Here is an 11,811-nt window from a genome sequence, read left to right on the forward strand (position 1 = left end):
GGAAAAAAATAGAACAAAATTAAAAGGTGTCAGGCACCGCTCGTGGACATTTGTCCACGAGTGGTGCCTGACACCTTTGTTTTATAGTTTAATTTTTTTGACGTCGATAATTGGATATCCCAGCCATTGTGAGGCGATTTTTGAGAATATTCTTCTTGAACCAGTGGTGTAAAATTCATGTACTGGATCGTCCTCGCATGTATCTAATAACCCATTGTACTGAAGAATTGCACTTATTTCATGTGCTGTCTCGTCACCCGAACTAATAACGCTGACAGACTCACCCATGACCTGTTTTATCACGGGCTCTAACAGCGGATAATGGGTACAGCCTAAAATTAGTGTATCCAATTTTTCATTGAGCATCGGTTTGAGGGCTTCGTCGACAATTTTTTCCGCAATCGGACCTCCAAACTCGTTACTTTCAACAAGCGGAACAAATTTAGGACAGGCATGCGCTTTAACAAAAAGCCGACTATTTAATGATTTTAATGCTCTTTCGTATGCCCCGCTTTTTACAGTACCCTCAGTGCCAATAATCCCGACCCGATAATTCTTGGTCTTCTTAATGGCCGCACGTGCTCCAGGGTTAATTACCCCTAAGACTGGAATCGGCAATTCCTTGCGAATCTCGTCTAATGCCGCAGCTGTAGCGGTATTACACGCAATGACGAGCATTTTAACTTTCTTCTCTAATAAAAAAGAGGTCATCTCCCATGTGAACCTCTTAACTTCCTTTGTTGTTCTCGGACCATATGGGCATCGTGCCGTATCTCCCAAATAAATGATTTTCTCATTTGGGAGCTGACGCATCACCTCTTTGGCAACGGTTAATCCGCCGACGCCAGAATCCATCACACCAATAGCTTGTTTCAAAACGTATCGCCTCTTTTAACGCATTTCCTGATGCAATTTCGTTAAGCTTTTTTGAAGAACATGAATTTCGTCCGGGGTGAAATCCACTAACACTTCTTCTAAGTAAACTTGACGCTTTTTAATTACTTCATCAATAATTCTTTTACCTTCATCAAGCAAATGTATTCTCACCACACGACGGTCGTTTGGATTTTTCACCCGTTCTACGAGAAGATTTTTTTCCATCCGGTCAACAAGATCTGTCGTTGTACTGCATGCCAAGTACATTTTTGTAGAAAGTTCCCCAATTGTCATATCACCATCTTCAAAGAGCCATTGCAGGGCGATAAATTGTGGAGGTGTAATCGTATAATTGCTTAACATTTCTCGTCCCTTTTGCTTAATGATGCCAGAAATGTAACGTAAATCCTTCTCAATATTTGCAACAATGTCCCCATTTGCCGTTTGTGAATTCTCGAGTTTCATCTCATACACTCCTATAAAAGCTTCTCTACTCCAAAACATTCATCTATTTAAAAGTAATGTTTCTCGTTGTCAGACTTTATGCTTCTTCTTATTTTCTACCTTTTTTGCTAAAAATTCAAGTTGAAACTATTAGAAAAATATTAGTTTGCCACACTTTGGAGTATAATAAAGTGGGAAAATGAATAGAAAGCCAAAGGTGAGAAAAGAATGGAAATTTTAATTAGCACGGCAGCACTAAACTGGTTTAAGGAAGAAGTCGAATTAAAAAAAGGGGATAAAGTAAAGTTTTATCCGAAGGTATATGGAAACAGTCCCGTCCAAGAAGGGTTTTCACTTGGTTTCACTGTGGATAATGATCCTTTTGATATCATTGTGAAATTTGAGGCAGAAGGTTTGTTATTTTATATTGAAGAAAGGGATTTGTGGTTTTTCAATCAACATGATTTACATGTCGACTATAATGAAGAAAAAGATGAAGTAGAATATAGTTACACCAAGTCGAAGTCGTAAATTCAAGGAAAAGTTCATGGTAAAATACAGTTCACCGAATAAAATTAGTCTCCAGATTAACAATAATCCTAGTGTTACTTATTAACACTAAATTTCAGTGTGGAGGGGTTACTTTGAATATAATTTACGGCTTATTCTCAACCTTACTTATACTAGGTTTTAGAGCGGTATTCGTATTAAGTAATCTATCCTCTTGGTTTCAAAGGATGGTAAGAATACCTGCTTTTAATTAAGCAGAGAAGTATGTTTAAGTACCATTAATCCGCATTGAAGACAGAGGCGTAATTTCACTCATGCCTGATAGGAAGGTTTTACATTCCTTTCGGCTAAAAAAAGGTAAGCATTTCGATTCGAATATGCTTACCTTTTTTATGTTTAATTTATTCAAAATTAAACCGGCCTCCAAGAAGGATGCCGGTCAATGTTAAAGTTCTAGTTCTCCCATTCGAAGGAGCTCTACAACTGCTTGTGAACGCCCCTTGACACCAAGCTTTTGCATGGCATTTGAAATGTGATTCCGAACCGTTTTTTCGCTTATAAATAATTCACCAGCGATTTCTTTCGTTGTTTTGTCTTGTACTAATAACTCGAATACTTCTCTTTCACGTTTGGTGAGTAACGGTTTATGATTATAAACATTCTCCTTCAAGTACTGTAACCCTCCTTGCCTTCGCCAGTTATGAACACGGGGTGGGTATATATTTAGTCAACATATCTTATGTGAACGATACAAATGTAGTGACTATATTTACTGACAGGAGAATGATTTTTATCAAAAAAAGCACCTCATACCTATGAACTTTTGTTTGCGGCGTAAATAAACGACAAAAAACCTTCTTTTCCACATAAGAAAAGAAGGTTTTGCTTAATTACGCGTGGTCACTTCCAAAGAAGCTTCTAAACGCTTGAATAGTTGTATCACGGTTCAATGCAGCAATAGAGGTTGTCAATGGAATACCTTTTGGACAAGATTGCACACAGTTTTGTGAATTACCACAGTTTGCAAGTCCGCCATCGCCCATAATCGCTTCAAGTCGTTCTGCCTTATTCATAGCACCCGTTGGATGTGCGTTGAAAAGACGAACCTGTGAAAGCGGCTGTGCACCAATGAAGTTTGATTTACTGTTTACATTTGGACATGCCTCAAGGCAAACACCACATGTCATACATTTAGAAAGTTCATACGCCCATTGACGCTTTGTCTCAGGCATACGAGGTCCTGGTCCTAAATCATAGGTACCATCGATTGGGATCCATGCTTTTACTTTCTTTAAGGCGTCAAACATTCTGCTTCTGTCAACTTGAAGGTCACGCACTACCGGGAATGTCTTCATAGGCGCTAATCGAATTGGCTGCTCCAATTGATCGATCAGTGCTGAACAAGATTGACGCGGTTTGCCGTTGATGACCATCGAACAAGCACCGCAGACTTCCTCTAAACAGTTCATATCCCAAGTAATTGGGGTAGATGCTTGTCCTTTTGCATTGACAGGGTTTTTACGGATTTCCATTAACGCCGAAATGACATTCATATTCGGACGATAGGGAACCTCAAATTCCTCCTCATAAGGAGCAGTATTTTCGCTATCTTGACGTGAAATAATAAATTTCACCATTTTAGTATCAGACATTATTCCTACTCCCCCTTAACTTTTTGCGTAATTGCGTTCGCGTGGCTTGATTAATGAGACATCAACATCTTCATAATGGAAGGCCGGTGCGGAAGAACTGTCAACAAATTTCGCCATTGTTGTTTTTAAGAATTCCTCATCATTACGAGTAGGGAAGTCAGGCTTATAATGAGCACCGCGGCTCTCATTCCGGTTGTATGCACCAATCGTAATAACACGAGCCAATTGAAGCATGTTTTGTAATTGACGAGTAAAGGCTGCCCCTTGGTTGCTCCATTTAGATGTATCATTAATGTTAATTTTTTGGTAACGTTCTAATAGTTCTTGAATTTTCTCGTCAGTTTTTAATAGTCTGTCATTGTGACGAACAACGGTTACATTATCCGTCATCCATTCGCCAAGCTCTTTATGGAGGATATATGCATTTTCATTTCCATTTAAGGACATAACAGCATTCCATTTTTCTTCTTGTTCTTTGACATGACGGTCAAAAACGGTAGAAGATACAGCATCAGAACTCTTTTCAAGACCTTTGATATATTTCACTGCATTTGGACCAACGACCATTCCACCGTAAATGGCAGAAAGCAAGGAATTGGCACCTAAGCGGTTCGCACCATGTTGTGAGTAATCACATTCACCAGCTGCAAATAGCCCTGGAATGCTTGTCATTTGATCGTAATCAACCCAAAGGCCACCCATTGAATAGTGAACAGCCGGGAAGATTTTCATTGGAACTTTACGAGGGTCATCACCCATAAACTTTTCATAAATCTCGATAATACCGCCGAGTTTAACATCTAATTCATGTGGATCTTTATGAGAAAGATCAAGGTATACCATGTTCTCGCCATTGATTCCAAGTTTTTGATTTACACATACATCGAAAATCTCACGTGTTGCAATATCACGTGGTACAAGGTTTCCATAGGCAGGATATTTTTCCTCTAAGAAGTACCAAGGCTTTCCATCTTTATATGTCCAAACACGTCCGCCTTCACCACGTGCTGATTCACTCATTAAGCGAAGTTTATCATCACCAGGAATGGCAGTCGGGTGGATTTGAATCATTTCTCCATTCGCATAATAAGCGCCCTGCTGGTAAACGATTGATGCAGCAGAACCTGTATTAATAACAGAGTTAGTTGATTTTCCAAAAATAATACCAGGGCCTCCAGTAGCCATAATAACGGCATCGCCAGAGAAAGATTTAATTTCCATTGTTTTTAAGTTTTGAGCAACAATCCCGCGGCACACACCATCGTCATCAACAACTGCACCAAGGAATTCCCAGCCTTCATATTTCGTTACAAGGCCTGCTACTTCCTCGCGGCGAACTTGTTCATCCAATGCATAAAGCAGCTGTTGACCAGTGGTTGCTCCAGCAAATGCAGTACGGTGATGCTGTGTTCCACCAAAGCGTCGGAAATCAAGTAATCCTTCAGGAGTACGGTTAAACATAACTCCCATACGATCCATTAAGTGAATAATTCCAGGTGCTGCGTCACACATTGCTTTTACTGGCGGCTGGTTAGCTAAGAAATCTCCGCCATATACTGTGTCATCAAAGTGAATCCATGTGGAATCCCCTTCACCTTTTGTATTTACTGCTCCATTAATACCACCCTGGGCACAAACAGAGTGAGAGCGTTTAACAGGCACTAAAGAAAATAATTCTACTGGTGTTCCTGTTTCAGCAACCTTAATCGTTGCCATTAAGCCAGCTAAACCACCGCCGACTACAATAACCTTACCTTTACTCATTCGTGACTCACTCCCTTAATCCAAAATCCAATATTTTTCCGAGCAATCGTTCATTTTTTATACAAAAGCTAGTAATGTCGTTACACCAACATAAGATAGAGCCAAGAAAATAACGATTGTCACGTATGTAGTAATCACTTGAGAACGAGGCGATACTGTAATGCCCCAGCTTACCAAGAATGACCACAAGCCATTTGCAAAGTGGAAAATTGCTGAAATGATACCAACAACATAAAATCCAAACATGAATGGGGATGATAGGATATCTTGCATCATTTGGAAGTTAACTTCATTTCCAAAAGCAGCAGCGATACGAGTTTCCCACACATGCCATGTGATGAAAATTAGTGTAATTACACCAGACACACGTTGTAGCATAAACATCCAGTTTCTAAAAAAACCATATTGACTTGCATTGTTTTTAGCTGTAAAAGCGATATACAGCCCGTAGATTGCATGGAATAAAATCGGTAAATAAATAATTACAGTTTCTAAAACATAGCGAAATGGAAGATTCCCCATAAAGTTCGCTGCTTTGTTGAAGGATTCTACCCCTTCTGTTGCATAGTGATTCACAATTAGATGCTGCATGACAAAGATCCCGATTGGAATAACACCTAGCAACGAATGCAATCTCCGATAAACAAACTCTCGATTACCCGCCATAAATTTACCCCCCTATAATGTTTAAAAAAAATGATGTTCAGTTTCTATCAAATTAAATCCACTTTTGTCGAAACTTCGCATCACTGTGACAATAATGTGACAAGTTCATTTTACTCCCATCATCTAAGAGCGTCAAGAAAACGGATACACATTACTCGGATAAAACTAAAATTTTTTAAATATATTGATATTATAATAATTAATATATACTCGCTAAAAAAATGGGTCATTTCTCAACATTTCTTGAATTCCTTCAATTAATTACCAAGAAAAAACGGTTGTTATTATTTCTTTATCGGGAATGATAATTATCATGGAAAACAAGGTAAGATATTGCAAAATAACAAAAAAATAAGCTAAATTTGATTCATTATAACTAGAAAAACTGTACTAAAAATTAACCAAAAATGTATATAATAGAATGATAGAAAGAGGGGAAGCTTGTGAATAATAGTACAGTTATGAATGAAACGATCGATATTGATGAACCTAGAACTATTTCCATCTTCGGATATGAACTAATCAGAGAAGTTCTCTTGCCTGAGATTTTAGGGAAAGACACACCTGAAATTTTATATTGGGCTGGAAAACGACTTGCACGAAAATATCCATTAATGGATTTAGAACAGATTATTGATTTCTTCGCCAAGGCCTCATGGGGCCAGTTAAAACTTGTGAAAGAAAATAAAACTGAGTTCCAATTTGAATTAATTAGTCCGCTCATTATTTCACGAGTTAAGTCAAAGGCTGAACATTTTTTCCAACTTGAAGCAGGATTCCTTGCCCAACAAATTGAATTGCAAAAAGAAGCCAACGCCGAAACCTTCGAACATCCAATAAAAAAATCCAATAAAGTTGTTTTCACAGTGAAATGGGAAAAAAACTAATTGAAAATGGTGTCAGGCACCGAATAGTGCCTGACACCATTCTTTTTTATTGAACTGCAAGTCCGAATGCTTCGTGTAAAGCTTCTACTGCTTTTAACATATTTTTTTCTTCTACAACGGCCGACACTTTTATTTCTGATGTGCTGACCATTTTGATTTGGATGTTGTTTGCAGCGAGTACCTCAAACATCTTTGCTGCTACACCGGGATTGGAAATCATCCCTGATCCGACAATCGACACCTTCGCTAATTTGTTTTCAGCATCAATTTGCTCATAATTCAAAACAGCTTTATTGTCTTCTAGGACCTTTAATGTTTCTAATAGATCATTTGTATGAATAGAGAAGGACAAATTCGCAGATCCACCCTCAGTTGTGCTTTGGATAATAATATCCACATTCAGATGATTTTCAGCAAGTGTGGTAAAAATGGTTGATAGGCTTGTTAATGAATTAGCCAACCCTAATACTGTTACTTTTGTAATTTCGTCCTCAAATGCAACTCCGCGGACAACTAAGTTTTGTTCCATTGCTGCTTCCCCCTCAATAACTGTTCCTTCTATTTTCTCCATGCTCGAACGAACTTCGAGACGTACTTGATAGTTTTTAGCAAATTCCACTGCTCGCGGATGAAGTACTCCTGCACCTAAATTAGCTAACTCCAGCATTTCATCGTACGATACCGATAATAGCTTGCGAGCACTCTTCACATATCTTGGATCCGTTGTGAAAACTCCCGTTACATCCGTATATATGTCGCATTTATCTGCCTTTAAGGCTGCTGCGAGTGCAACGGCTGTGGTATCGGAACCGCCACGGCCAAGTGTAGTAATTTCACCCTCTTCGGTGATTCCTTGGAATCCCGCAACAATAACCACCTTGCCGGATTCAAGCTGTGATTCAATCGCTGCTGTTTTAATATTAGAAATCCGGGCATTTCCATGGACTGGTTCGGTCATAATACCAGCCTGCCACCCAGTAAAGGACACAGCATCAAGACCTTGCTGGTTGAGAGCCATAGACAGTAACGAAATCGTTACTTGTTCCCCGGTCGATAACAGCATGTCCATTTCCCGTTTATTTGGCTGCGCTGAAATCTCCTTTGCTAAACCGACGAGTGTATCCGTAGATTTTCCCATTGCAGAAACAACAACAACCACATTATTTCCGCGGTCAACCTCACCTTTTACACATGATGCGACATTTAAAATTCTTTCTACATTAGCGACGGAGGTGCCTCCGAACTTTTGTACAATAATCCCCATGTTTGTTTTCCCCTTCTCCAGATGTAATTCATATTTTTCCCCAAATAAAAACAAAAAAGCAATGAGAAGGGCATCTCATTGCTTAAAACACGAAAAAAATTCTCGCACCTACAATGTAAGATAGCTCTCCAAGACATTAGTCTTGACAATCCAGCATTTATTCAATACGGGACCAGAAAAGAAAGTTATGAGACCTTCTTTACTTCGGCGAACATCCCCTTTCATGATTCTTCTCAGAAGCTCATCCTTCTCAGAACCACTACTCTTGAAGCTCGCACCTCTACCTTCACTTTAATACGTAAAAGTGATAGTAAATTAAATTTTCACTTATTATAGCATGTTCCTTTTTTTCTGACAATCTCTAGGATTGAAGTTTTTTGATTAATTCTTCGGCCACATTCATAGGAATTCCAATATTAATGAATTCCTCTTTACTTGCTTCTTTCATTTTTTTCACCGAGCCGAACTGTTTTAACAATAACTTTTTCCGTTTCTCCCCAATTCCCGGAATATCATCAAGCAAGGATTGAAACGCAGTTTTTCCGCGCAGTTGGCGATGGAAGGTGATCGCAAAACGATGGACTTCATCTTGAATCCTTTGCAGTAAATAAAACTCCTGGCTGTTTCGCCCGAGCGGAACAATTCCTAAAGGATTGCCATACAGCAATTGGGATGTCCGGTGTTTTTCGTCTTTTACAAGCCCCGAGAGCGGAATATCTAAGCCTAATTCATTTTCCAATACGTCTCGTACGGCTTCAACATGCCCTTTACCACCATCAATGATGATTAAATCAGGAAGAGGGAGTTCCTCTTTTAGCGCGCGTGAGTACCTTCTTCTCGTTACTTCTCGCATCGATTCATAATCATCCGGCCCTTGAACCGTTTTGATTTTGTATTTACGGTATTCACGATGGTTCGCCTTGCCATCAATGAACACTACCATTGCTGATACAGGGTCTGTCCCTTGGATGTTAGAATTATCAAAAGCCTCAATCCTGTGTGGCGTGTAGATTCCCAGTAATTCTCCCAGGTTCTCCACTGCCTTAATGGTTCGATTTTCATCCTTTTCAATTAGTGAAAATTTTTCATTCAAAGCAATTTTTGCATTTTTAATCGCTAATTGCACAAGATCCTTTTTCTGTCCTCGTTGCGGCTGAAGCACTTTAACTTCCAACAGTTGTTCTGCTAAACTCAACTCGACATCATCTTGAATGAGAATTTCTTTCGGCTTAAAATGATTGGCTTTCGAATAAAACTGACCGAGGAACGTTAAGATTTCTTCCTCTGGCTCATTATAGACGGGGAACATAGAAACGTCCCGCTCAATTAGTTTGCCTTGGCGGACAAAAAAGACTTGCACACACATCCAGCCTTTATCGACGGCATAGCCAAAAACATCACGATCAGTAAAATCGGTCATCGTAATTTTTTGTTTTTCCATAATCGTTTCAATATGGATGATTTTGTCACGGTATTCTTTTGCACGTTCAAAGTCCAATTCTTCGGAGGCAGCAGCCATTTTCTCCTTCAGCTCTTTTTTTATTTCCTTATACCCGCCATTTAAAAAGCGGGTGATTTCATCCGTCATCTGTTTATACTGCTCTTCCTGAACTTCATTCACACATGGTGCCAGGCACTGTCCTAAATGATAGTATAAACAGACTCGGTCCGGCAGGGTTGAGCATTTGCGGAGCGGGTAGATTCGGTCAAGAAGCTTTTTGGTTTCATTTGCAGCTGTCACATTGGGATACGGACCAAAGTATTTGCCTTTATCCTTTTTTACTTTTCTTGTGATAATAAGTTTGGGATGCTTTTCCGCTGTTAACTTGATAAACGGATAGGTTTTATCATCCTTCAGCATGATATTGTATTTTGGATCGTACTTTTTAATAAGATTCAATTCCAGCAAAAGTGCTTCAATATTCGAAGAGGTTACGATATATTCAAAGTCCTCAATTTCATTGACAAGTCTTAGTGTCTTCCCATCGTGCGATCCCGTAAAATAGGAACGGACACGATTCTTTAGTACCTTAGCTTTTCCCACATAAATAATCGTTCCCTGACGGTCTTTCATTAAGTAGCAGCCAGGTTGATCCGGCAGCAGCGTCAGTTTTTGCTTAATTGTTTCATTCATTCCGGCCACTCTCTCCCGTCTTATATATAATCTACTGTTAAAATATTAAAGGAAACGGCGCATAATTAAAAGTAGTAGTCTCTTGGAAAAATAAAAAAACCTTAGCTGGGTTATTTCCAAGCTAAGGCATTTTCATTTTATTTACACATGTTTTTCTAAAACACCTGCTAGTGCATCTTTTGGTTGGAAGCCGACAACTTTATCAACGACTTCTCCATTTTTCATCACTAATAAAGTTGGGATGCTCATTACACCAAAGTTTGCTGCAGTTTGCGGGTTATCATCCACATCAAGTTTAGTGATTTTTACCTTATCGCCCATTTCTAAATCAAGTTCTTCAAGAACGGGAGCGATCATTTTACAAGGTCCGCACCATGGTGCCCAAAAATCTACAAGAACAAGGCCTGAACCAGTTTCAGCCGAAAAGTTTTGATCAGTTAAATGTGAAATTGCCATTTATATTGCCCTCCTAATGATTACTGAGTTACTACCGAAAGTATAACATCGTTTAAAAAATCAAGCTAATAAATTGCTTCATCAATTATTATCCCCAAAATAAACAAAATACAAAACGAGCGGAAGCATTCCGCTCGCCCTTATTATTATGAGTGTACTTTGAGCTTTTTAAACTCCTCAGTTAGTAATGGAACTACTTCAAACAAGTCACCGACAATTCCGTAATCAGCTACTTTAAAAATGTTTGCTTCTGGGTCCTTGTTAATAGCAACGATTACTTTTGAGTTAGACATCCCGGCTAAATGCTGAATAGCTCCGGAAATGCCGCAAGCAATATAAAGATCTGGTGTAACAACCTTGCCCGTTTGGCCAATTTGCAGCGAGTAATCACAATAATCAGCATCACAAGCACCACGAGAAGCACCTACTGCACCGCCAAGGACTGTGGCTAACTCTTTAAGCGGTTGGAACCCATCCGCACTTTTTACACCGCGGCCTCCTGAAATAACTACTTTCGCCTCGCTTAAATCAACACCCTCACTCGCTTTTCTAACGACCTCTTTAATGATTGCACGAAGATCCTTGATTTCTACAGAAAGGGCTGATACATCTCCGCTTCTGCCTTCGTCTTTCTCAAGTGGGGCGATATTATTTGGTCGTACCGTTGCGAAAATCAAGCCCTCTGTCACAATTTTCTTTTCAAATGCTTTACCGGAATAAATCGGTCTTGTGAACACGACATTTCCACCCGCTACTTCAATAGCAGTGGCGTCTGAGATTAAACCTGATGCTAATTTTCCGGCAATTCTTGGGGAAAGGTCTTTACCTAATGAGGTATGTCCCAAAATCAGCCCTTCTGGTTTTTCTTGGTCAAGCACCGCTAAAAGAGCTTGAGCGTAACCATCTGATGTATAAAGTTTTAATTTCTCATCTTCAACCACAACCACACGGTCCGCACCAAATTGGATTAACTCAGTCGATAGAGCACTTACAGAATCGCCCACTAAAACACCAACTACTTCTCCGCCTTCAGCAACTGTTTTTGCTGCTGCAATTGCTTCGAATGACACATTACGTAATGAACCGTCACGAACTTCTCCTAAAACTACCACTTTTCTTGACATTCCATATACCTCCTGAGAACAAAATTTGTATTAA

Annotated in this window: 12 protein-coding genes and 1 riboswitch; of the genes, 2 read left to right on the forward strand and 10 right to left on the reverse strand. The window is 39.4% G+C overall.

The annotated features are described in order from the left end of the window. Positions 1–81 precede the first annotated feature (81 nt). Together racE and ACE198_RS07560 are read right to left on the reverse strand one after the other, a co-directional pair. Positions 82–876 (reverse strand): glutamate racemase, encoded by a 795-nt coding sequence (gene racE / locus ACE198_RS07555; protein WP_375375127.1) that lies wholly within the window; start codon positions 874–876, stop codon positions 82–84. A 15-nt stretch (positions 877–891) separates the two neighbouring features. After that, complete coding sequence (locus tag ACE198_RS07560; RefSeq protein ID WP_375375128.1) at positions 892–1,341, reverse strand: MarR family winged helix-turn-helix transcriptional regulator; 450 nt, start codon at positions 1,339–1,341, stop codon at positions 892–894. 207 nt (positions 1,342–1,548) lie between these two features. On the opposite strand from ACE198_RS07560, the gene ACE198_RS07565 reads away from it, so the two are divergent. Further along, entirely contained in the window at positions 1,549–1,851 is a 303-nt protein-coding gene (locus ACE198_RS07565; RefSeq protein WP_098574286.1) for a HesB/YadR/YfhF family protein, read from the forward strand. 424 nt (positions 1,852–2,275) lie between these two features. Here the strand turns inward: ACE198_RS07565 and gerE are convergent, their stop codons facing one another. The 4 genes from gerE to ACE198_RS07585 form a co-directional block, all read right to left on the reverse strand. After that, positions 2,276–2,500, reverse strand: a complete 225-nt coding sequence (gene gerE / locus ACE198_RS07570) for a spore germination transcription factor GerE (RefSeq protein ID WP_026563391.1) — start codon at positions 2,498–2,500, stop codon at positions 2,276–2,278. Positions 2,501–2,720: 220 nt separating this feature from the next. Further along, a complete protein-coding gene (sdhB, locus tag ACE198_RS07575) occupies positions 2,721–3,482 on the reverse strand; it encodes a succinate dehydrogenase iron-sulfur subunit (RefSeq protein WP_026563390.1) in 762 nt (253 codons plus the stop codon). A gap of 15 nt (positions 3,483–3,497) precedes the next feature. Then, positions 3,498–5,246 carry a succinate dehydrogenase flavoprotein subunit gene (gene sdhA, locus ACE198_RS07580; protein ID WP_098574288.1) on the reverse strand — a complete coding sequence of 583 codons (1,749 nt, stop codon included), beginning with the start codon at positions 5,244–5,246 and terminating at the stop codon, positions 3,498–3,500. 57 nt (positions 5,247–5,303) lie between these two features. Beyond that, entirely contained in the window at positions 5,304–5,912 is a 609-nt protein-coding gene (locus ACE198_RS07585; protein ID WP_098574290.1) for a succinate dehydrogenase cytochrome b558 subunit, read from the reverse strand. Between the two features lie 443 nt (positions 5,913–6,355). On the opposite strand from ACE198_RS07585, the gene ACE198_RS07590 reads away from it, so the two are divergent. Further along, complete coding sequence (locus ACE198_RS07590; RefSeq protein ID WP_375375129.1) at positions 6,356–6,799, forward strand: YslB family protein; 444 nt, start codon at positions 6,356–6,358, stop codon at positions 6,797–6,799. A 46-nt stretch (positions 6,800–6,845) separates the two neighbouring features. Here ACE198_RS07590 and ACE198_RS07595 read toward each other — a convergent pair whose 3' ends face one another. The 4 genes from ACE198_RS07595 to ACE198_RS07610 all read right to left on the reverse strand — a co-directional run bounded on the left by ACE198_RS07595 (position 6,846) and on the right by ACE198_RS07610 (position 11,777). Then, positions 6,846–8,063, reverse strand: a complete 1,218-nt coding sequence (locus tag ACE198_RS07595) for an aspartate kinase (RefSeq protein ID WP_375375130.1) — start codon at positions 8,061–8,063, stop codon at positions 6,846–6,848. 113 nt (positions 8,064–8,176) lie between these two features. Beyond that, positions 8,177–8,354: riboswitch (Lysine riboswitch) on the reverse strand. A gap of 70 nt (positions 8,355–8,424) precedes the next feature. Further along, entirely contained in the window at positions 8,425–10,197 is a 1,773-nt protein-coding gene (gene uvrC / locus ACE198_RS07600) for an excinuclease ABC subunit UvrC (protein ID WP_098574294.1), read from the reverse strand. A 141-nt stretch (positions 10,198–10,338) separates the two neighbouring features. Then, entirely contained in the window at positions 10,339–10,653 is a 315-nt protein-coding gene (gene trxA / locus ACE198_RS07605; protein ID WP_098574296.1) for a thioredoxin, read from the reverse strand. Between the two features lie 146 nt (positions 10,654–10,799). Beyond that, the gene (locus ACE198_RS07610; RefSeq protein ID WP_098574298.1) at positions 10,800–11,777 is read right to left on the reverse strand and encodes an electron transfer flavoprotein subunit alpha/FixB family protein; all 978 of its coding nucleotides are present in this window, start codon (positions 11,775–11,777) and stop codon (positions 10,800–10,802) included. Positions 11,778–11,811: the final 34 nt, after the last annotated feature.

The organism is Neobacillus sp. KR4-4 (assembly GCF_042136325.1).
Taxonomy (GTDB): Bacteria; Bacillota; Bacilli; order Bacillales; family Cytobacillaceae; genus Neobacillus.

Coding starts and splice junctions, on each gene's coding strand:
- ACE198_RS07560 (WP_375375128.1), bottom strand. CDS start 1,341: ATGAAACTCGAGAATTCACAAACGGCAAATGGGGACATTGTTGCAAAT.
- ACE198_RS07565 (WP_098574286.1), top strand. CDS start 1,549: ATGGAAATTTTAATTAGCACGGCAGCACTAAACTGGTTTAAGGAAGAA.
- sdhB (WP_026563390.1), bottom strand. CDS start 3,482: ATGTCTGATACTAAAATGGTGAAATTTATTATTTCACGTCAAGATAGC.
- sdhA (WP_098574288.1), bottom strand. CDS start 5,246: ATGAGTAAAGGTAAGGTTATTGTAGTCGGCGGTGGTTTAGCTGGCTTA.
- ACE198_RS07585 (WP_098574290.1), bottom strand. CDS start 5,912: ATGGCGGGTAATCGAGAGTTTGTTTATCGGAGATTGCATTCGTTGCTA.
- ACE198_RS07595 (WP_375375130.1), bottom strand. CDS start 8,063: ATGGGGATTATTGTACAAAAGTTCGGAGGCACCTCCGTCGCTAATGTA.
- uvrC (WP_098574294.1), bottom strand. CDS start 10,197: ATGAATGAAACAATTAAGCAAAAACTGACGCTGCTGCCGGATCAACCT.
- trxA (WP_098574296.1), bottom strand. CDS start 10,653: ATGGCAATTTCACATTTAACTGATCAAAACTTTTCGGCTGAAACTGGT.
- ACE198_RS07610 (WP_098574298.1), bottom strand. CDS start 11,777: ATGTCAAGAAAAGTGGTAGTTTTAGGAGAAGTTCGTGACGGTTCATTA.